The organism is Acidisoma sibiricum (assembly GCF_057837225.1).
The window spans coordinates 49002-69074 of sequence record NZ_JBYQFD010000002.1 but is presented as its reverse complement, the minus strand read 5'-3'; the positions used below and the strand labels follow the sequence as shown (position 1 = coordinate 69074).

Below are 20073 nucleotides of genomic sequence, written 5' to 3'. Positions count from 1 at the left end.
ATTCCCATTCAATTCTGAGGATCGTCATGCACTTCAAACAAAAGCTGCAAGCCGCAGCGGCCGCCGTCACCTTTGCCGCGTTTGCTTTCTCATTGTCCCCGGCCCAGGCCGCGGACCATTCCAGCGAGCAGCTCTACCCGCTGTTCTCCTATCGCACCGGTCCCTATGCGCCCGCTGGCATTCCGCAATGGGGCGGCATCAATGATTACTTCAACTACGTCAACAGCCATGGCGGCATCGACGGCGTGAAGATCCTGGTTCAGGAATGCGAAACGGCCTATACGCTGGAACGCGCCTTTGAATGCTATGAGCGCTACAAGCATGGCTATCAGGGCGCACAGGTTGCCGCACTGTTTGATACGTCCAGCGGCTTCGACGCCGCGATTTCCGACGAAGCGCGCGCCGACAAGCTGCCGGTTGTATCGGTTGCCGGCGGACGCGAAGACGCGGTCGATGGCAGTGTCTTCCCGTATCAGTTCCCGGTGCTGTTCGATTACTGGACCGAATCTTCGATCGTCATCAACTACATCGCCCAGCAGGTCGGCGGCTTCGACAAGCTGAAGGGTTTGAAGATCGCGACCGTCTATCATGATTCAGGCTATGGCCGTGACACCATCGAGCCGCTGGCCATTCTCGCCAAGAAATACGGTTTCGTGGATATCCAGATCCCCGTGCCGGACCCGGGTGAGCAGCAGCAGGCGCAGTGGCAGCAGATCAAGCAGCAGGGCGTCGATTGGGTCTTCCTGCGCGCCTGGGGCGTGATGACGCCGGTCGCCATCAAGACCGCGGCCCGCGTGGGCTTCCCGTCCAATCACATCATCGGTGATATCTGGAGCGGCTCCGAAGAAGACGTGAAGCCTGCGGGTTCGGCGGCGGTGGGCTATAAGGCGGTGGCCGTGTTCCCATCCGGCGCCAGCTTCCCAATCAGCCAGACGATCAAGAAAGAGATCATCGATCCGGGCAAGAGCGATCTGCGCGATACCTCGAAATTCGGCTCAGTCTATTACAATGCCGGTCTTGTGGCTGCGATCATTTATGGCGAAGTGCTCCATACCGGCCATCAGAAGTTTGGCAATCACCCGCTGACACCGGCCCAGGGCCAATGGGCGCTGGAGCATCTCAACATCACGCCGGAGCGGGTGGCGGCGATCGGTGCCACGGGCCTGCTGAGCCCGCTGACGCTGACGCCCACCGATCATGAAGGCGAACCCGCCGCCAAGATCGAGCAGTGGGACGGCAAGCATTGGGTTTTGCTCACCGGCTGGCTGCGTGGCGACCGTTCGCTGTTCCATGACGCGATCTTCGCCAAGGCCGCGTCCTATGCCAAGCAGAAGAATCTGCCGCCGCGCGACGTCGCGACCAACTAGTTCGACCGCAAAGGGACACAGTCCGATGAGCGCGCATGGCACCGATATGCTGACCGTGGCCGATGTCGAAAGCGTCTATGGTGAGTCCGTGCTCGCGCTGCAGGGCGTGTCTCTGACCGTGCCGCGTGGTTCCATTGTCGCTCTGCTCGGCGCCAATGGCGCCGGCAAGTCGACAACGCTGAAGGCGATCTCGAACCTGCTCGGGGCGTCACGGGGACGCGTCACCCGGGGCGATATCACCTGGGCCGGGAAGTCTATTCTCGGCCTCGATCCCGCCAAAGTGGTGCGGCAGGGCATCGTTCAGGTGCTGGAGGGTCGCCAGTGCTTTGGCCAATTGACGGTGGAGGAGAACCTCGCCTCGGGGGGCTTCCTGCATCGTCCCAGCCGCCGCGCGCTGCGCTGCGATCTGGACCGGATCTACGAATGGTTCCCGCGCCTGAAGCAGAAGCAGCGCACGCGCGCCGGACTGCTGTCGGGCGGGGAGCAGCAGATGGTCGCGATCGGCCGCGCGCTGATGACGCGGCCGACGCTGGTTCTGCTCGACGAGCCGTCCATGGGTCTGGCACCGATGATTGTGGAAGAGATTTTCGACATCATCCAGCATCTCAACCGCGCCGATGGCGTGACCTTCCTTTTGGCGGAGCAAAACGCCAACCTTGTTCTCCATTACGCCGATTACGGCTTCGTGCTGGAAAACGGCCGCGTGGTGACGTCAGGACCGGCGGACGATCTGCGTCAGTCACAGGATTTCATGGCCTATTATTTTGGCGAAACGCGCCAGGCAGAGATTCCGGTCTGATCACTTCAGTCGCGCGCCGCCCAAAGCATGCCGCGGCGCAGAATCTCGCGCATCTCAATCCGCTCGAATTCCTGCGCGACATGACCGAGGGACGAATAGAATACCCGTCCCTTGCCATGCCGGCGCTTCCACACGACCGGCATGACGACGCCGTCGATCCAGCTGGCGTGGTCGCCGCCGAAGCGCGTGGTGGCCAGCACGTCGTTTGATGGATCGACATGCATGTAATACTGCTCCGAGCGGTACGGGAAATGCAGCGGCAGACCCTGCATGACCGGGTCATCGGGCTTGGTGATATCCACGGTATAATCGATGATATTGCCGGGATGGGCGACCCATTGGCCGCCGACCATGAACTGATATTCCACCGCTTCGCGGAACGCGTCCCCCATGCCGCCATGAAAGCCGGCGAGGCCGACACCACCCGCGACCGCGCTCGTGAGATTGTCGAGTTCCTCCTTCTCAATCTTTGACATGGTGAAAATGGGCACGATGAGGCTGAGTTCGGCGATGGAGGGATCGGCGAAAGCCTCAGTCGTGTTTTCAAGATATGTTTTGAAGCCTGCTTCCTGCAGCAGGCCGGCGACGACGGACGCGCATTGCTCAGGCTCATGCCCGGCCCAGCCGCCCCAGACAATCAAGGCTTCCTGCATTGTCTCTGCTCCCCTGTCACAGGCCGCCGGGCGGCATGGGTGCCGGCCGATCGACCTTGCTGTCTATGGTGACGGTTTGACCGCTCACTGATGAGCGCTCGAAAGATTCCATGACTTCAAGCACATGATAGGCAAGGGCGCCGCTGGCGCGGTGAGGCCTGTCGGTCAGAATGGCCTGCGCCATGTCGGCAACGCCGAGAATACGGTAATTGCCATCGCCATAGGCGTGGTGGCTTTCGACCTGTTCCCATTCGCCGCCGGTCTTGACGACTTCAATCTCGCCCCCGAAGTGGTTGGGATCAGGGATGATGATGGCGCCGTCGGTGCCGTAGAGTTCCAAGGGTAGATGCCTGTGTTTGGGCACGTCGAAACTCATGGCGATGGAGATGACGGCGCCAGAGACAAAATGCAACGTGCCGGCGACATGCGTCGGCACTTCGACGTCGATCAATTTGCCGGCCTGCGGCTCGCTGGTGATGACGCGCTGCTTGCGCATCAAGCTAGTAATGCTGGCGACACGGGCGACCGGGCCCAGAAGATTGACCAGCGTGGTGATGTAATAGGGACCCATGTCGAGCATGGGGCCGCCACCCTGATGGTAGTAAAAGTCCGGCGCCGGGTGCCAGCGCTCATGACCCGGGCACATGAAAAACGCAGTGCCGCCGATGGCCTGGCCGATGGCCCCTTCATCCAGCAAAGCGCGGCAAGCCTGCTGCCCGCCACCGAGAAAGGTATCCGGTGCGCAGCCGACGCGCAGGCCTGCTTGGGCGGCAGCATCAAGCAGGCGCTGCGCCTCCAGGCTCGTGACGCCAAGGGGCTTTTCCGAATAGACATGCTTGCCCGCCGCGAGGACGCGGAGCCCGACTTCGACATGCACGCGGGGAATGGTGAGGTTGATGACAAGATCAATTGTCGGGTCGGCGAGCATCGACTCCACCGTCATCGCGGGTGCGCCGAATTCCGCGCTGCGGGTCCGGGCCGCCTCCATATTGACGTCGGCAAGGCCGCGGATCGCGAGCACCGGGAAGTGTCTTGCCGCTTTAAGATAGGCGGCACTGATGGTGCCGCATCCGATAACGCCGATGCCGAGTTGCCGTATCATTGTCACTCCCTCCTCTTTGCCCGAACGCGTCTTCAGCGCGCGTTTGCCGGGCCCGTCGTATTCCATGGCGCGCCATAGAGATCGCGCAATGTCAGTGCGGCCGCGCCGCGTGCCCAGGAATCCTCGCTCCAGCGGTGGACCACGAGGTCAGGCAGGGGCGCATAATTCGCCGGCAGGGCGGCATAGAACTGCACCCGCAGGGCTTCCGTCAGGATATCGCCGCTGCCCATGGCCTCACCTGCCAGCACCACCATGCGCGGCGCGAAGAGCAGAGCGAGATTGGCGATGGCAAGGCCAAGGGCCGCGCCTGCTTCCTCCAGAATGGCGATGATGCGCGTGTCACCACTTTCTGCAGCTGCCCGTGCGACTGCGATGCCGCGTCCGGCGCGAAAGGCTGCGCGCTGCGGCGGACTGTCGAGAATTGCTTCGCTGCGGCGGAGGATGGACGCCGCGGAGGCGATGTCATGCAGGCGCACGGGAGGATGGGCGTTGATGAGCATATTATTGAGATCGGGCCCGAGGCCAGAGGCGCCGCGGTATAGTTCTCCGTTCACCATGACGCCGAGCCCGAGCGTATGCTCGATACTGACGACGAGAAAATCGCTCAGGCCGCGGGCCTCACCGAACCAACTTTCGGCCATGGTGATGAGATTGATGTCGCTTTCGATGACCGTCGTGATGCCGAGGCGCTGCTCAAGATAGCCGGCGAGGGGAAGATCTGGCTCGGAGAATATCGGACTAAAATGGCACAGCCCGGTTGCGCGATCGACCCGTCCGGGCAGGCCGACGCAAAGGCCCGCTATCTTCTCGATCGAGAGGCCGGCATCGGCGATGCAGCGCTGCACGCCGTCTTCGACCAGATCGGCCACGACCGTGACCGGCTGGCGGCTGATGCGGATCGGCAAGGTCAGACTCGCCAGGGGTTCCGCACAGAAATCAGTTGTGGCGACGGTAATATGGTCGGGTGCAAGCTTGGCGCCGACGACATAGGCGGCCTTCGGGTTCAGTTCCAGCAGCACCCGCGGGCGGCCGCGGGCCATGTCAGCGTTCGCGTCCCGCAAACCGCCCAGCGCACGCGGCACAACCAGCCCGTCATCGAGCAAAGCGGCGGTGATAGCGGATACGGTGGTAGGGCTGAGCTGGGTACGGTCTGAAATCTCCACCCGCGCGATCGGCCCCGCACGACGGATGGCATCCATCACATGGAAGCGGTTGATGGCCCGCATCAGTTCGGGATCGGCGGTTTTCATCGTGGTCCGCATTTAATCGTTGGTTGGCAGGCACTGTCAACGTGTCATTCAGCCACTTCAGCGACCTGTGTACTCGCAAAGCTTGACATTTCGCCACAGCCTACGTCAGATTTAATCCGCGTCACAAAATAAGAGCGCTGTTAGCGCGCCTGACCACTGGGGAAACCTCATGCTCAAAGCCATGATCGGCGCCATCTCGTTTGGTCTCAGCCTGCTGGCCACGACGGCGGTGGTGCAGGCCAAGACTGTCGTCACCATTTTGCATGAGGAGACAAATCCCACGACGGTCAGTCTTTGGAATCATATCGCCGCTGACTACGAAAAAAGTCATCCGGACGTCGTCGTACGATTCCGCTATCTGGAAAACGAAGCCTATAAGGCAAAATTGCCGACCATGCTGCAAAGCAGCGACCGGCCGGATATCATCTGGAGCTGGGCCGGTGGCGTGATGCGCGCCCAGATCGACGCGGGCTATTTGCGTCCGCTTGGGCCGGCCGCCCTGGCCGTCGTGCCGAAGCTCGTGCCGGCCGATGCCGCGGCCTATGATGTCGGCGGCAAATATTATGGCCTGCCCATCCGGACGGACGATGTATGTTTCTTCTACAACAAGAAACTCTTCGCTAAAGCCGGTGTCGATGCCAGCCAGATCAAGACCTGGGATGATTTTCTAGCGGCGGTCGCAAAGATCAAGGCTGCCGGAATCACGCCGATCGTGGTCGGCGCGGGCGAGAAGTGGCCGATGCATTTCTATTGGTCCTATCTCGCCATGCGTGAGGGCGGCGGCGATATCATCGCCCAGGCGGAGGCCGGCAAGAATGGCGGCTTTGCCGGCCCTGCTTTTGTCGAGGCCGGTCAACGCCTGCAGGAACTCGCAAAATTGCAGCCCTTCCAGGCTGGCTATGTCGGAACCCTTGCCCTTCAGGCTGATGGTATGTTCGGTGATGGCAAAGCGGCGATGGAGCTGATGGGTGACTGGATGCTCGCGACCCAGGCCGGAAATGCAGCCGACGGCAAGGGGCTCGCGACGTCCGATATCGGTATTTTCAGCTTTCCGGTCATTGCGCAGACACCGGGCCTCGTCACGGATCAACTCGGTGGCGTCAATGGCTGGCTGGTGACGAAAACGGCGCCGCCCGCTGCCGATGACTTTTTGGCCTTCTTCTACCAGCCCCGCTATCAGCGCGAGGCCGCCGCGTCAGGCGCCTATATCCCGGCGCTGTCCGGCACCAGCGATGCGATCACCAATCCTCTGGTGCAGCACATTGCGGAGACGCTCGCACAAGCCACAACCTTGCAGATCTTCTTTGACCAGGAACTTGGGCCATCCGTTGGTCGTGTGGTCAATGACGCCTCTGTTGCAGTCGCGGCCGGGCAGATGACACCACAGGCAGCGGCCCAATCCGTTCAGCAGGCCTGGGACGACGAGCAGCAATAAGCCGAGGCAGAGCGCGAGCGGGAGGCGGCAATGGCAGGCATTGCGCAAGGCATACGACGGGATAACGGCGCGCTGCTCACGGCCATTCTCTTCGTGCCGCCGGCGGTGCTGCTGTTTACCATCTTCGTTATGCTGCCGCTCGGACAGGCGGTCTGGTTCAGTCTGTTCAAATGGAACGGTCTCGGCTGGCCGCGTGATTTCGTGGGGCTGCAGAATTACGGTCGGCTTTTGCAGAATGCGAGCTTTCGCACCGCCTTCACCAATAACCTGCTGATCATCGTCTTTTCCATCGCCATCCAGCTGCCGCTTGGCTTGGGCATGGCGCTGCTGCTGGCGCGCCGTGCTTGGGGGTCAGTAACCTTCCGGCTGATCTTCTTCCTGCCTTATGTTCTGGCGGATGTCGCGGCCGGTCTGATTTTTCGCTTTATCTTCGATGGCAATTACGGACCGATCTCCTCCTTCATCCAAGCCATGGGAGGCCAGCCGCTGTTCATGCTGGCCAGTCCTAATCTTGCTTTCACCGCCATCATAATCGTCGTCGTGTGGAAATATTTCGGCTTCCACATGATGCTGTATATTGCTGGTTTGCAGGGCATCGACCGGCAGCTTTACGAGGCAGCGGAGATTGACGGCGCCAATGCACGGCAGCGGTTTTGGTCCATTACCGTGCCGCAGCTGGCCCCCATGCTGAAACTGTCGGTGTTCTTCTCCGTCATTGGTGCGCTGCAACTGTTCGATATGATCATCCCTCTGACGGGCGGGGGACCATTCGAGAAGACCAATACCATGGTCACCTTCATGTATAGTTTCGGCATTACCCGCATGCGGGTGGGCTATGGTTCGGCGGTCGGTGTCATCCTGTTTGTCGTCTGCGTCACCTTTGCGATCTTCTATCAGAGGATTTTGATGCGTGATGAGTGATCTATCGCTCAGCAGGGCCAATCTGCGCCGCAAGTCCGGGCGCGGCGCGAGCGGCGCAGAGGTTCAGACGTCGCGGCACGCGCAGGCACGCGCCTTCGGGCTATGGCGTGCGGCTATCCTGATCGTCATGGCCGGAATCGTGCTCATGCCACTGGGTGCCACGCTGCTTGGCGGATTCAAGACGCTCGGTGAGCTGCGCACCAATCCGCTCGGTCTGCCGAAAGTCTGGCTGTGGCATAATTACTGGGATATTCTTGCAAGCCTGCGTTATTGGCGTGTGCTCGGCAATTCACTGCTCTTCGCAAGCCTGACGGTGGCGCTGACACTGGTGCTTGCCGGCATGGCCGCTTTCGCCTTTGCCCATTTGCGCTTCTTCGGCCGAAAATTCCTATTCAACTATCTGGTGCTAGGCCTGATGTTCCCGGCTGCCGCTGCCATCCTGCCGCTGTTCATCCGGGTCAGGCAGTTGGGTCTGGTCGATACGCCCTGGGGCGTCATCCTGCCGCAGGCGGCCTTCGGCCTCGCGATGGCCGTGCTCCTGATGCGCAATGCCTTCCGCCAGCTTCCGACCGAATTGCTGGATGCAGCTTTGGTCGATGGCTGCAGCTATATCCGCTATTTCACCCATATCACCCTGCCGCTGTCGCGGCCCATCCTGTCGACCGTCGGCGTCATCGCCTTCGTGGGGAGCTGGAACAATTACCTTGTCCCCCTGATCATGCTCGACAGCAGCGGACTTTATCCCTGGCCTCTTGGCCTGATGGATTATCAGGGCGAATATTCCACGGCCTGGCAGCTTGTGCTGGCCTTCATCACGCTGACCATTCTGCCGGCGATCCTGATGTTCTTGCTGGCTCAGCGCTATATTGTGGAAGGTCTAACGGCGGGTGCCGTGAAAGGGTGAGACCGGCCGCGCGGCTGTCGGCCTGATCGAGGTCGCTATGCATTTTCCGCACAGGATGCGACGGCGCCCGCGTGAGATATAGCGGCGCATTGGCGCGCCGCTGATGGTCTCGCCCCGGAGAGACTGACGCGATGCAGCCATCGGCCGCCGATGAGACGCGGCGGAGAACGGCGCAGGGCCTGGCCCTCTCCTTTCTCGGCTATGTCGTCTATGCCCTCAGCGATGCCTCCGTCAGGTTGCTGCATGGCGCCGTGCCGCCCTTTGAACTGGTCTTCTTTGGCGCGGTGCTGGGTCTGACGGCCGTGCCTTTCGTGCGGGGCCCTGCCGACCGCTGGCGCGATCTGGTGACGTGCCGGAACCGCAGCATGTGGGCGATCCGGGCCGGCGCCTCCGTCGCCGGGGCCGTCTGCTCGGTCATCGCCTTTACGCAATTGCCCATGGCCGAGGCCTTCGCGATCCTGTTTCTCCTGCCTGCGTTCGTGACCATTCTGTCGGTGGTGTTTCTGAAGGAAACCGTGGGCTGGCGGCGCTGGTCGGCCGTGGTCGCGGGCTTCATCGGCGTGCTGATCGTCTTGCGGCCGGGTTTTCACGCCCTCAAGCTCGGCCATTTTGCGGCCCTTGGCGGCGGCTTTGCCGGTGCGGTGACGATTGTGCTGCTGCGCCACCTGGGCAATTCGGAGAGGCGCATCTCGCTTTATGGCGCGGGGCTGATCGGGCCACTGGTCGCGGGGTTTCTGCTCAGCCTGCCGCATTTTGTCATGCCGAGTGGCGCTGACGTGATCTTCATCCTGTCCTATGGCGTGCTGAGTGCGGCCGGAAATGTCTTAATGATGGTCTCGTCCCGCATGGTCCAGGCGAGCGTCGTGGCGCCGACGCAATATAGCCAGATGCTGTGGGGCATCGGCCTCGGCTATGGGCTGTTCGGCGACAAGCTGGATGGCGTGATGGTCATCGGCGCCGTAATCATCATCGCCGCCGGGCTCTTCACCTTTGCCCGTGAAAAAATACGAGGCGTTGAAATCGTGAGCACGATTGGCTGATTTGTCAGGAGCAGCCGGGCAAAAGCTTCGCCCGCGATTCGCGGCGCAGGAAGCGCTCGGCAGCCGCCAGTGGCGCACACGTCCCTAAGCCATGGGCGATCAAAAAGGGCCCTTTCGTCGGGCAGGCACCCTATTCACATGACAAAAAATATAGGAAATTGTTCGAAGACCGTCACAACGTCGGACTGCCAGTTAAGGATTGGACTTTGGCCGAAATTCAACAGAAAGCGGCCGATGGCCTGCTCGCAAAGTATCTGCAGCGGTCTGACCTGAGACTCTCTCTCCTGCCAAGGCGAGTCAAGCCTGATCCACGCCAGGGGCTAGATTACCGCATTCAAGAGATTGACGGATTGCGGGGTTGGGCCTCGTTGAGTGTGGTTGTGTTTCATATGCTTCAGGAGACCATGGGTATCCTACATCCAGGCATTGTATCACCCTGGCTCAGGATATTTATGGACGGTCCGGTTGCGGTTTATGTCTTTTTCCTATTATCGGGAGATGCGCTGTCCACCGCGTATGTTTCCAAACAAAACCTAAGAACATTAGATGGGATCATAGCAAAGCGATATTTCCGCTTATCGATACCCATTCTTTTGGCTGTTCTGCCCACCTATTTCATTATGAAGATGGGATGGGTTTACAGTCGGCCTGCCGGCAATCTGGTGCATATGGCTGATTGGCTTGGCACGTTCCTTCAGTTTTCACCGTCGCTAAAGTTCGCAGTCACTTATTCTTTGGCTGGTGTCTACGGATGGTGCGCCGCACCGTACAATTGGAACACCTTTCTCTGGACGATGCCTGTCGAGATGTATGGCTCCTTTTTGGTGTTTTCTTACCTACATATCATTCACAGACTAAGGTACCAGATCAGGACCACGCTTGTTCTGGCGGTGCTGTTTTCCATAGCGACGGAATACTACGGTCTATTCTTTTTTGGGATGCTCCTCGCTCAGCTGCGGGCGCGCGGAATTCTTGCGAGCCTGCGACATTCTTGGTCGGGCGTTGTGGCCGGACTCATAATGCTGTCTTCAGCTTATGGGCTTGAGTATTGCCACTACGCCTATCCGCTTCCGCCACCCAATGATCATCATGTTTTTGCGCAGCTTGATTTGTTTTTGATGGGCTACGAGCAGCATATACTGGGAGCCCTGATCGTCTCGGGATGTTATTTATTCCTTCCCGCGCTTTTGTTTCTTCGTTCAGGGGTCTCGCGCGTCCTGGGCAAGCTGTCTTTCGGCCTATATTTGTATCAGTTTCCTATCCTCGCGTCATTCGAGTCTGGGATGATCGTTCATTATAGGAACCATCTATCAGATTGGCGCGTTGCGGCAGTGATCGCCTTCAGCAGCATAATGCTGACCGCAGTGGTGGCTGCAATTTTCAGTGTCGCTGATGATTTTATCCTGCGACGGGTCGGTGACCAACTGCGGAAACTCTTCAAAGCCTACGCGTAAGGCGCGCTCCGAGACAGTCAGGTAACCTGCGCAGATAGACTTTACAGTTTACCTGTATATCTGTTAAGCGGCTGGGCATGACCAATGCACCGGACGATCAGCATGACATGCGCGCCGCCAGCCTGGCGCAGGCGCTTCGCGCGGTCTTCGGCAAGCTGAAGCGGCGCCTGCGCGACCAGGCGCATGGCGGCGACCTGACGGCATCGCAGCTATCGGTGTTGCTGCGCCTCGACCGCGATGGCCCCGCGACGGCTTCGGGCCTTGCCCGGGCGGAAGGAATGCGCCCGCAATCGGTCGCGCCGGTCATTGCCGCCCTGGAGGCTGCAGGCCTGGTGAGCGGTGCGCCGGACCCGGCGGATGGGCGCCAGACCCTGCTCTCACTCACGGATGCCTGCCGCACCTGGGTCGAGGAGGGACGCGCGGCCCGTCAGGACTGGCTGACGCGCAGGCTGCAGGCACGGCTGTCGCCGGAAGAGCAGGAGAGGCTCGCCGAAGGTGTCGCGCTGCTGCAGCGGCTCGTTGACGATTGACACAGGTCATCGGGCCCGCCCCGCCACTCTATTGGAATGCGAGAGGATGCTTCATGCCGCTGAGCACATTCGATTCAAACACCGCGCTGATCATCGTCGATTTGCAGAAGGGGATCGTCGGCCTGCCCGGCATCCATGCCGTTGGCGATGTCATCGGGCATGCGCAGGCGCTCGCGAAAGCCTTTCGCACACACCGCCTGCCGGTGGTGCTCGTCAACGTTGCCGGCGGAGCGCCAGGACGGACGGAACAGCCACCCCGTCACACCGGCGCACGTCCAGACGGTTGGACCGACTTCATCCCGGAGTTGGAACAGCAATCCAGCGATATCGTGGTGACGAAGCGGACATGGGGTGCATTTGCGAACACCGATCTTGAGGCCCAGCTGAAAGCGCGTGGCGTCACACAGGTGGTGATCGCAGGCATTGCCACGGGCACCGGCGTCGAGGCGACGGCCAGACAAGCCTATGAGCAGGGCTTCAATGTGACCCTCGCCATCGACGCCATGACCGACACGCGCGCCGATGCCCACGACTACAGCATCAGGAACGTCTTTCCGCGGCTCGGCGAAACCGGGGCGACGCAGGCGATCATCGATCTTCTCTCCCAAAGGAGCGCATAAGATGCCGTGGCTTCCCCTTTTGTCCTATGTTTTCGGCGGCGCGTTCCTGGCGAATGCGATCCCGCATTGTGTCAGCGGCATGATGGGACGGCCATTTCAAAGCCCCTTCGCCAAGCCCGCCGGGCAAGGGCTTTCTTCATCAACGGTCAATGTCCTCTGGGGTTTTTTCAACGGCGCCGTCGGCTATGTCCTGATCTGCCGTGTCGGTGACTTTGGCTTGCGCAACACAAGCGACGTCCTCGCGTGCGGCCTGGGCGCGGTTCTGATCGCGCTGTTTTCCGCCCGGCACTTTGGCCGCTTCCACGGCGGCAACGCGCCCAAACATCTGTGAATCTTCCATTTGCGGGTGTCTTCCGGTCGCTGCGGGGGTTCAATTATCGGGTCTGGGCCGCGGGCGCCCTGGTCTCCAATATCGGCACCTGGGTGCAGCGCACGGCCCAGGATTGGCTGGTCTTCACCCAACTGACCCATCACGACGCTTCGGCTTTGGGCGTGGTCATGGCGCTGCAATTCGGCCCGCAGCTCCTGTTCCTGCCCTGGACCGGCTTCGCCGCCGATCATTTCAATCAGCGCAGGCTCCTCATCGCCACACAGGCGACCATGGGCGGTCTGGCTCTGGTGCTGGGTGTTCTGACGGTGACCGGCGTCGTGCAGCTGTGGCAGGTCTATCTCTTTGCTTTTCTCTCCGGGAGTGCCGCGGCCTTCGACGCGCCGGTGCGTCAGACCTTCGTCGGCGAACTGGTCGGCGATGACGATCTGCACAATGCGGTGGCGCTCAATTCGATCTCGTTCAATGCTGCCCAGATTGTGGGTCCCGCGGTTGCGGGCATCATCATCGCCGCGATCGGGACCGGCTGGGCCTTTCTCATCAATGGCGCATCCTTTGCCGCGGTGCTGGCCTCGCTTGGCTGCCTGCGCGTCGCCGAGCTTCGCCCGCATGCCAGGGCGCAACGCGCCCGCGGCAGTTTCACTGAGGGGTTCCGCTATGTCTGGGCCCGCCCGGACCTCAGAGCGATTCTGGTCATGCTGTTTCTGATCGGAACCTTCGGCATGAACTTTCCGATCTTCATCTCGACCATGGCGGTCGGCGTTTTCCATGCCGACGCGCGCGGATTTGGCTTGTTATCCTCGATCATGGCGATCGGCACGATGGGGGGCGCGCTACTGGCCGCCAGCCGGAACAAACCGCATTTCAACCTGCTTTTGCGAGGCGCCGTCGTCTTCGGGCTCGGCTTCATGCTGGCGGCGCTGGCGCCGAGCTACTGGGTCTTCGCAGGCGCCCTCGTCATTATCGGCGCCGCTACCTTGACCTTCGCCAATACCACGAACAGCCTCATGCAGCTTTCGACCGAACCCACGATGCGCGGGCGGGTGATGGCGCTGCGCGTGGGCATTGCGCTCGGCGGCACGCCGATAGGGGCATTGATGGTCGGCTGGGCGGCCGACCATTGCGGACCACGATGGGCGCTTGGCGTGGGTGCGGCGTCCGGCTTCGTGGCGGCGATCGTGGCCGTCGCCGCTTTGCGCGCGCGATCACACATTCCCGCGCGTCAGTAAGGATGACCCCGCGCGGTCACGGTTCCATCCCCTTGCCGGTCCGCGATGACGGACAACATCCAGTCCTCCTTTTAGTGATCGGTCGTTTGGGGATGGCGTGATGAAGCATAATGGGCTGTCCCTGCGGGTTCGGGCGCCGCTTGAAGCGCTCAACTTCTTTATGGCGGACATGCAGGCCGGGATCGGTCCTTTTCTGGGCGTCTTTCTGCTCGCCCATCATTGGTCCAGCGGGCCGATCGGAACGGTCATGACCCTGGGCGGTGTGGCCGGCATGGTGATGACGGCACCTTTTGGCGCGCTGGTCGACGGGACCCGCCATAAGCGGGCCTATATTGCGATTCCCGGCGCCTGCGCGGTTCTGGCCTCTCTTCTTATTCTGCTGTCGCAGAATTTCTGGGTCATCGCCTTGTCACAAGTGGCGACCGCCATCGCGGGGGCCGCGATCGGGCCTGCGGTTGCCGGCATGACCCTTGGCATTGTCCGGCAGGCGGGCTTCCCGCGCCAAAACGGCCGCAACCAGGCTTTCAACCATGCCGGCAATATGGTGGGTGCCGGACTGTCCGGCTTGCTGGGCTGGCTCTTCGGCTTCACGGCCATATTCTGGCTCGCGGTGCTCTTTGCCATATTGTCCATCGCCTCGGTCGCGCTGATTCCAAGAGGCGCGATCGACGATAACGCGGCGCGGGGGGCTGCAGACGGTGCCAAGGAAGGGAATGTCAGCGGGGTCACGGTGCTGCTGCGGAACAAACCGCTGCTGATCCTGGCCGCTTGCCTCGCCTGCTTCCATCTGGGTAACGGCGCCATGCTGCCGCTCTACGGCCTGGCGGTGGTCTCAAAGCACCATTCCGGCAACCCGACGATCTTCATTGCGGAGACGATCGTGGTGGCGCAGGCGGTGATGATCCTGGCTGCCATAGTGGCGACTCGCATGGCGGAACGTCAGGGCTATTGGTGGATCATGCTCATCACCTTCATCGCTTTGCCGATTCGCGGACTGGCCGCGTCATTCCTGATCGTGGACTGGGGAGTCTTTCCGGTGCAGGCGCTGGATGGAATCGGCGCGGGGTTGCAAAGCGTCGCGGTGCCAGGTCTGGTCGCGCGCGTGCTGAACGGCACCGGCCGGGTCAATGTCGGGCAGGGCGCAGTGATGACCGTGCAAGGCCTGGGTGCGGCGCTGAGCCCCATGCTGGGTGGCTGGATGGCCCAAGGCATCGGCTACCACGCGACATTCATAATACTTGGGGCTTTTTCCCTGATATCCACAGCGATTTGGATAGGATCGGCAAAAATCTCGAAGCCTGCCTGCGAGATTGCAGCAGACGCCGGCGACCCCGGGCCACTGGCCCTATCCTCTCGTGCCTAAGCGGCCAAAAGCGGCCCGCGGGCATGGTCGCAATCGAATCTTTGGAGAGCGCAGGCTAAATTCTGTCAACATCAGGCTTAGACCGCCCTCAAAGCGGTTGAAAACCGCTTCAAATTGAAGCAGACAGAGTCTAGATGCAGGCCAAGGAGTTTAACCGTGTCTAAGGCGTTTATCGCTGCCGTTCTGCAAGAATCGGCAGAACTTACAGGCGTCGCCGCGAATCGCGCTGCGGCGGATTTGATCGATGCTATCGTTAAGGAAATGAAGAAGTCGGGTGGGTTCACCCTGCCGAGCTTCGGAACCTTCCGCGTCGTCAAGACGAAAGCGCGCAAAGCGCTGAATCCCCGCACCGGTGAGCCCGTCAAGGTGAAAGCCGGCAAGACGGTGCGTTTCAAAGCATCGCCGACGCTTAAGCAATCGGTTTGATCGGCCGCTTCCGATAGACATGATGTGGGGAGACCGGCTGCACAGGCCGGTCTCCCCATTCATGTGACCGGCTCATAGCGCTCGCCGGTCGCCTCATCATCGCAAAATCTGAGCTTTCAGGCAGCGTTCGGGATAACCCGGCCGCTTTCCAAACGCATCACCCGGTCGACGTGGCGCAAGGCCTGCGGCCTGTGGGTGATCAGAAGCGTCGTGCGCCCGCGCATGAGGATCGCCAAAGCTTCGATCACGATACGTTCCGATACGGCGTCGAGCCCTTCCGTCGGCTCGTCCAGAAGAAGAATCGGCGCATCCTTCAAAAACGCCCGCGCGATCGCAATGCGCCGCGCCTGACCGCCCGAAAGCTGCGTGCCAACCTCACCCACCATCGTATCCAGCCCCTCCGGCATGGCCTGAACCTCATCCAGGATACCGGCGCCGCGCAGGGCCTCCTGCATCTCCGGCTCGGTTGCGTCTGGCCGGGCGAGGCGCAGATTCTCGCGGATCGACGTGTTGAAGAGATGGGTCTGCTGCGCGATGACGGCGCAAAGCCCGCGCACCGTGTCGCCGTTCAGGCGATTGACGGGCACGCCACCGATCAGCACCTGGCCCTGATCGCACTCCCAGAAGCGGAGGAGAAGATTGGCGAGACTGGTCTTGCCGGACCCGGTTGGCCCCACGATGCCGAGCGAGCCGCCGGCCGGCACGGTCAGGGTGACATCCTCCAGCGCCCAGGCGGATTGCGCGTCGTAGCGCAGGCTGACGTCGCGGAAGGCGATGTCGAACTGGTCTGGCCGCGGCGCTTCCAGTGCGGGGTCTTCGACCGCAGGCTTGGAATCGATGATGTCGAAGATGCGGCGGGCCGCTGCCAGGGTTTCGCCGAGCGCGCGATAGGCATTGGGCAGGCTGCTGACCGCCTCGAAACTGGCGAGAACGAAAAGGGCGATCATCGCGATATCAGGCCCGGGCAGCCGCCCGCTGGCGGCCAGGGGAATGGCAATGATCAGCGCCGCCAGCATGGTGAACTGGATCAGGAAGAGCGTGGCCCCGGCGGACGCGGCTTCGACCTGCGCCTGGGCGCGCTCGGCGCCGATCAGCACCTCGTAGCCTGCTTCATGCTGCGCCGTCTGGCGCGAGAGTGCGCCGAAAACCTGCAGCTCCTCGAACCCGCGGATGGTGTCGGTGATTTCGGCGCGCAGCTGGCCGCGCCGGGCGACCGCCCGTTGACCAGGCCGGCGCGCGAAGCGGAAGGCGAGAAGGGGCAGGGCCACCCCGACAAGAAGAAGGCCGAGCAGATCGGCCAAAGCCGCGCCCGCGCTGAAATAGGCCAGGAACAGTACCATCGCCAGGGCGCAGACCGGCGCGACGACGCTTGGCGCCAGCACGCGTAGATAGAAATTATCGAGACTGTCGATATCGGCGCGGATGCGGCTGAGCAAATCTCCTGCCCGGTGGGTTTGCAGCCGTGCCGGGGCCAGCGGCTCGAGATGGACATAGAACCAGACCCGCAGTTCGGAGAGCAGGCGGAAGGTCGCCTCATGCGTCGTCAGCCGCTCCAGATACCGGCCAACGGTACGGATGATGGCGAGCGCGCGGATGGCGGCGGCGGGCAGGAAATACTCGATATGGATCATCCCGAGCCCGGCCAGGCCCATGCCGGCGATGAACCAGCCCGATAGGGCGAGCAGCCCGACATTGGTCAGCACGACGGTGATGCCAAGCAGAATGCCGATTGCCTGCCAATGCCAATGGCCGCTGAGCAGCCGGAGGAGACGCCAAAAATCCTTCATAGCGCACCCTCATGATAGAGCGCGTTCATCGCCGCGTATTCGGATGGGCGGGCCAGAAGCTCGGCATGGGCGCCGGCCTCCACGATGCGCCCGCCATCGAGCACCAGGATGCGGTCCGCGGCCGCCGCGGTCTCGAGCCGGTGGGCAATGAGCAGCACCGTTGTCGTGCGGGGAAGCTTGGTGATCGCCTGGCGGATGCTATCGGCCGTCACTTGGTCAAGGCTCGCCTCGGCCTCATCCAGCACGAGAAGATCGGCGGGTTTGAGGAGGGCGCGGGCCAGCGCAATGCGGCGGATCTCTCCGCCCGAAAGACCCTGTCCGCGTTCGCCGATGACGGTGTCATAGCCCGCGGGCAGGCGGGTGATGAAATCCTCTGCCGCCGCGGCGCGAGCGGCGATGGCGACGGCGGTGTCCGGTGCATCCGGCCAGCCCAGGCGGATATTCTCGGCAATGCTGCCGGCAAAGAGCGTCGGCCGCTGCGGCATCCAGGATATGCGGGCGAACCAGTCCTGCGGCGCGATGCGGCGAAGGTCTGCACCGTCCAGCAGGATGCGGCCTTCGTCAGGCGTGGCGAGGCCGAGGAGCAGCCGCGCCAGGGTGCTTTTGCCCGAGCCGCTTGGCCCGACAAGCGCCACGCGCTCCCCACGGCGGAGCGTCAGGTCGATGCCCCTGAGCGCGGGTTGGCCGGCGTGATAGGCGAAATGCACATTCTCGAAGCGGATGGTCTCGCGCGTCGCGGGCAGCGGGTCAGTGCCGGCGGCGGTCTCGGGTTCCGGCATCTCCAGCAGGGCCACAATCCGTTCTGACGCCGCAATGGCATCCATGCGGGCATGATATTGCGTGCCCATTGCGCGCAGCGGCCGGAAGAATTCCGGCGCCAGCAGCAGCACGAAAAAGCCCGGCAGGAAGTGCATCTGGCCATAATACAGGCGGAAGCCGATGAAGACCGCGACCATGGCGACGCCGAGCGTGGTGAAAAATTCCAGCACCAGCGAGGACAGAAAGGCGACGCGCAGCACGCTCATCGTGCTGTGCCGGTACTCGTCCGAAATGCGGCCGATAATTTCGGCCTCATAACGGCTGGCGCCGAACAGCTTCAAGGTGGTCAACCCTTCGACAACGTCGAAGAACTGGGCGCTCATCAGCGCCAGTTTGCGCCACTGCGTTTGATTGAGCCGTTCGGTGCCTTTGCCGATGACGATCATGAAGATCGGTATCAGCGGCGCGCCGGCCACCAGGATGATGCCGGAGACCCAGTCAGCCGGGAAGATGGCGATCAGCAGCGCGACCGGAATGAAAGCCGCGACCGCCATCTGCGGCAGATAGGCCGTGTAGTATTTGTCGAGCGTATCGACGCCTTCGACGAGCAGGCTGGCGAGATCGCCGCTGCGCTCCCCGCCCAGAAAGCCGGGCCCGAGGGCCGCCAGTTTGCGATGCAGCGCCTGGCGGAGGTCGCGCTTGACCCGTGCGCTGGCCGCGACCGCCGCGACCGTTCCGCCATGCGTGAGCAGCGCGCGAAGGAAGAAGAGCCCGACCAGCGGCCACAGCAGCGGCAGGACGAAGGCGAGGCCGCGATGCGCGAAGATGACATCGGTTACTGCGCGGGAGAGCAGCCAGGCCTCAGGCACCAGCAGCAGGCCGCTGAGTGCGCCAAAGGTAATGGCGGTGTTGAGCGGGCGCCGCGCGATGGCGGCGCGGCGCTTGAGCCAACCATCCAGCGCGCGGCTGACCGCGCGAGGCATGGGAGGCTTATGGGTACTCATGATCTGGCCGCGCCGTTTGTTGCCTTAGGCTCAACGTCTCAGTGATAGGCCGCCAGCGCCGAGATGCGGGCCCGGAAGACCCAGATCTGATAGGCGTTATAGGCGATCATCACGGGGAAGAAGCCGCCCATGGCAAGGGTGAAGGTGAAGATCGAGACGGCCGGGCTCGCTGCCGCGTAGATCGTCCAGGTATTGGGAACGAGCCAGGGATAGACGGTGACCATCATCGCCACCGCCATGATCGCGACGGCAGCGTTGAACCACAGGATTGCAGCGAAATCACGGTCCTTGCGGCTCGCCATGCGCATCTTGAAGGCGGTGAAGACGACGACGAGCAAAACGATGCCCCAGGCCCAGAAATGCGGACCGAACCATTTCTTCGCGGCCCAAGGGAAGATCAGGGCATTGATCACGACGGTGATCCCGACGGCGGCGAGGGCGAGATAGAAGATCGTGGCCGTCCAAGCGGCTGCCTGCTCGCGGATCGGCTCGCCATGTTCAAAGCGGGCACGGATGAAGAGCGTGCCGGCGAGGGTGACGGCGATGACGGCGGCGACACCGGTCCAGATGCTGAAGGGCGAGATGAAGCGAAGGGCGCCACCGATATAGGTCGGCACTACGCCGGGCGTATTGGTCTGCGGGTAGCCGTGCAGCACGGCGCCCACGGCCATGCCGCCGAAGAAGGCGACGGCGAGGCTGGAGAAGCCGAAGCAGTAATCGGAAAAGCGCTGCCAGGGCGTCTCTGCCAGATGGCGGAATTCCAGGGCCAAAGCGCGGGTGATGATGCCCCAAAGCGCCAGCGCCAACGGCACCATGAGATAGTTGAAGGCTGAGCCGTAGACGAAGGGGAAAGTGCCGAAGAGCACTCCGCCGGCGACGATCAGCCAGGTTTCGTTCGCGTCCCAGGTGCCCGCCATGGCGGACATGATGGCGCCACGCTCGTGATGGCTGCGGACGAAGAGCGAGAAGATCCCCGCGCCGAGATCGGCCCCATCGAGCACGATGTAAAGGAGGATGCTCAGATCAAGCGCGATCCACCATGCGAAGGTGACGATCGACTGCATATGGCTTAGCCCGTCCATGCCGACGCTCCCGTGAATAT

General features: G+C 62.1%; 19 protein-coding genes. 13 read left to right on the top strand and 6 right to left on the bottom strand.

What is annotated here, in order from left to right; genetic code table 11:
* Positions 1–26 precede the first annotated feature (26 nt).
* Together AC3G7M_RS18755 and AC3G7M_RS18750 are read left to right on the top strand one after the other, a co-directional pair.
* Complete coding sequence (locus AC3G7M_RS18755; protein ID WP_489216766.1) at positions 27–1367, top strand: ABC transporter substrate-binding protein; 1341 nt, start codon at positions 27–29, stop codon at positions 1365–1367.
* Positions 1368–1392: 25 nt separating this feature from the next.
* Positions 1393–2166: an ABC transporter ATP-binding protein gene (locus AC3G7M_RS18750; protein ID WP_489216764.1), complete on the top strand. Its 774-nt coding sequence runs from the start codon at positions 1393–1395 to the stop codon at positions 2164–2166.
* A 5-nt stretch (positions 2167–2171) separates the two neighbouring features.
* On the opposite strand, the gene AC3G7M_RS18745 is transcribed toward AC3G7M_RS18750, so the two are convergent.
* The 3 genes from AC3G7M_RS18745 to AC3G7M_RS18735 are packed head-to-tail and all read right to left on the bottom strand — an operon-like array spanning position 2172 to position 5171.
* Complete coding sequence (locus tag AC3G7M_RS18745; RefSeq protein ID WP_489216762.1) at positions 2172–2819, bottom strand: ThuA domain-containing protein; 648 nt, start codon at positions 2817–2819, stop codon at positions 2172–2174.
* A 16-nt stretch (positions 2820–2835) separates the two neighbouring features.
* Complete coding sequence (locus tag AC3G7M_RS18740) at positions 2836–3918, bottom strand: Gfo/Idh/MocA family protein (RefSeq protein WP_489217146.1); 1083 nt, start codon at positions 3916–3918, stop codon at positions 2836–2838.
* A gap of 35 nt (positions 3919–3953) precedes the next feature.
* Positions 3954–5171 carry an ROK family protein gene (locus tag AC3G7M_RS18735; RefSeq protein ID WP_489216760.1) on the bottom strand — a complete coding sequence of 406 codons (1218 nt, stop codon included), beginning with the start codon at positions 5169–5171 and terminating at the stop codon, positions 3954–3956.
* A 169-nt stretch (positions 5172–5340) separates the two neighbouring features.
* On the opposite strand from AC3G7M_RS18735, the gene AC3G7M_RS18730 reads away from it, so the two are divergent.
* The 11 genes from AC3G7M_RS18730 (at position 5341) to AC3G7M_RS18680 (ending at position 15421) form a co-directional block, all read left to right on the top strand.
* Entirely contained in the window at positions 5341–6606 is a 1266-nt protein-coding gene (locus tag AC3G7M_RS18730; protein WP_489216757.1) for an extracellular solute-binding protein, read from the top strand.
* Between the two features lie 30 nt (positions 6607–6636).
* Positions 6637–7527: a carbohydrate ABC transporter permease gene (locus tag AC3G7M_RS18725; protein ID WP_489216754.1), complete on the top strand. Its 891-nt coding sequence runs from the start codon at positions 6637–6639 to the stop codon at positions 7525–7527.
* A complete protein-coding gene (locus AC3G7M_RS18720) occupies positions 7520–8431 on the top strand; it encodes a carbohydrate ABC transporter permease (protein WP_489216753.1) in 912 nt (303 codons plus the stop codon). Before AC3G7M_RS18725 ends, AC3G7M_RS18720 begins: the two co-directional genes overlap by 8 nt.
* Before the next feature lie 131 nt (positions 8432–8562).
* Complete coding sequence (locus tag AC3G7M_RS18715; protein ID WP_489216750.1) at positions 8563–9471, top strand: DMT family transporter; 909 nt, start codon at positions 8563–8565, stop codon at positions 9469–9471.
* 206 nt (positions 9472–9677) lie between these two features.
* Positions 9678–10925, top strand: a complete 1248-nt coding sequence (locus AC3G7M_RS18710; RefSeq protein WP_489216749.1) for an acyltransferase family protein — start codon at positions 9678–9680, stop codon at positions 10923–10925.
* 77 nt (positions 10926–11002) lie between these two features.
* Positions 11003–11455 carry a MarR family winged helix-turn-helix transcriptional regulator gene (locus AC3G7M_RS18705; protein WP_489216747.1) on the top strand — a complete coding sequence of 151 codons (453 nt, stop codon included), beginning with the start codon at positions 11003–11005 and terminating at the stop codon, positions 11453–11455.
* Positions 11456–11508: 53 nt separating this feature from the next.
* Entirely contained in the window at positions 11509–12075 is a 567-nt protein-coding gene (locus AC3G7M_RS18700) for an isochorismatase family protein (RefSeq protein ID WP_489216745.1), read from the top strand.
* A gap of 1 nt (position 12076) precedes the next feature.
* Positions 12077–12406, top strand: a complete 330-nt coding sequence (locus tag AC3G7M_RS18695; protein WP_489216743.1) for a hypothetical protein — start codon at positions 12077–12079, stop codon at positions 12404–12406.
* On the top strand, positions 12403–13632 hold the full coding sequence (locus AC3G7M_RS18690) for an MFS transporter (RefSeq protein ID WP_489216741.1): 1230 nt from the start codon (positions 12403–12405) through the stop codon (positions 13630–13632). Before AC3G7M_RS18695 ends, AC3G7M_RS18690 begins: the two co-directional genes overlap by 4 nt.
* Before the next feature lie 100 nt (positions 13633–13732).
* Complete coding sequence (locus AC3G7M_RS18685; protein ID WP_489216738.1) at positions 13733–14995, top strand: MFS transporter; 1263 nt, start codon at positions 13733–13735, stop codon at positions 14993–14995.
* A gap of 156 nt (positions 14996–15151) precedes the next feature.
* Positions 15152–15421 carry an HU family DNA-binding protein gene (locus AC3G7M_RS18680; RefSeq protein ID WP_489216736.1) on the top strand — a complete coding sequence of 90 codons (270 nt, stop codon included), beginning with the start codon at positions 15152–15154 and terminating at the stop codon, positions 15419–15421.
* 116 nt (positions 15422–15537) lie between these two features.
* Here the strand turns inward: AC3G7M_RS18680 and cydC are convergent, their stop codons facing one another.
* The 3 genes from cydC to AC3G7M_RS18665 are packed head-to-tail and all read right to left on the bottom strand — an operon-like array spanning position 15538 to position 20053.
* Positions 15538–17208: a thiol reductant ABC exporter subunit CydC gene (gene cydC, locus AC3G7M_RS18675; RefSeq protein WP_489216733.1), complete on the bottom strand. Its 1671-nt coding sequence runs from the start codon at positions 17206–17208 to the stop codon at positions 15538–15540.
* A complete protein-coding gene (cydD, locus tag AC3G7M_RS18670) occupies positions 17205–18950 on the bottom strand; it encodes a thiol reductant ABC exporter subunit CydD (protein ID WP_489216731.1) in 1746 nt (581 codons plus the stop codon). The genes cydC and cydD overlap by 4 nt, the downstream gene beginning before the upstream one ends.
* Positions 18951–19009: 59 nt before the next feature.
* Positions 19010–20053 (bottom strand): cytochrome d ubiquinol oxidase subunit II, encoded by a 1044-nt coding sequence (locus tag AC3G7M_RS18665; RefSeq protein ID WP_489216729.1) that lies wholly within the window; start codon positions 20051–20053, stop codon positions 19010–19012.
* Between the last annotated feature and the right edge of the window lie 20 nt (positions 20054–20073).

Coding starts and splice junctions, on each gene's coding strand:
- AC3G7M_RS18755 (WP_489216766.1), top strand. CDS start 27: ATGCACTTCAAACAAAAGCTGCAAGCCGCAGCGGCCGCCGTCACCTTT.
- AC3G7M_RS18750 (WP_489216764.1), top strand. CDS start 1,393: ATGAGCGCGCATGGCACCGATATGCTGACCGTGGCCGATGTCGAAAGC.
- AC3G7M_RS18745 (WP_489216762.1), bottom strand. CDS start 2,819: ATGCAGGAAGCCTTGATTGTCTGGGGCGGCTGGGCCGGGCATGAGCCT.
- AC3G7M_RS18735 (WP_489216760.1), bottom strand. CDS start 5,171: ATGAAAACCGCCGATCCCGAACTGATGCGGGCCATCAACCGCTTCCAT.
- AC3G7M_RS18730 (WP_489216757.1), top strand. CDS start 5,341: ATGCTCAAAGCCATGATCGGCGCCATCTCGTTTGGTCTCAGCCTGCTG.
- AC3G7M_RS18725 (WP_489216754.1), top strand. CDS start 6,637: ATGGCAGGCATTGCGCAAGGCATACGACGGGATAACGGCGCGCTGCTC.
- AC3G7M_RS18720 (WP_489216753.1), top strand. CDS start 7,520: ATGAGTGATCTATCGCTCAGCAGGGCCAATCTGCGCCGCAAGTCCGGG.
- AC3G7M_RS18715 (WP_489216750.1), top strand. CDS start 8,563: ATGCAGCCATCGGCCGCCGATGAGACGCGGCGGAGAACGGCGCAGGGC.
- AC3G7M_RS18705 (WP_489216747.1), top strand. CDS start 11,003: ATGACCAATGCACCGGACGATCAGCATGACATGCGCGCCGCCAGCCTG.
- AC3G7M_RS18700 (WP_489216745.1), top strand. CDS start 11,509: ATGCCGCTGAGCACATTCGATTCAAACACCGCGCTGATCATCGTCGAT.
- AC3G7M_RS18695 (WP_489216743.1), top strand. CDS start 12,077: ATGCCGTGGCTTCCCCTTTTGTCCTATGTTTTCGGCGGCGCGTTCCTG.
- AC3G7M_RS18685 (WP_489216738.1), top strand. CDS start 13,733: ATGAAGCATAATGGGCTGTCCCTGCGGGTTCGGGCGCCGCTTGAAGCG.
- cydC (WP_489216733.1), bottom strand. CDS start 17,208: ATGAAGGATTTTTGGCGTCTCCTCCGGCTGCTCAGCGGCCATTGGCAT.
- cydD (WP_489216731.1), bottom strand. CDS start 18,950: ATGCCTCGCGCGGTCAGCCGCGCGCTGGATGGTTGGCTCAAGCGCCGC.
- AC3G7M_RS18665 (WP_489216729.1), bottom strand. CDS start 20,053: ATGGACGGGCTAAGCCATATGCAGTCGATCGTCACCTTCGCATGGTGG.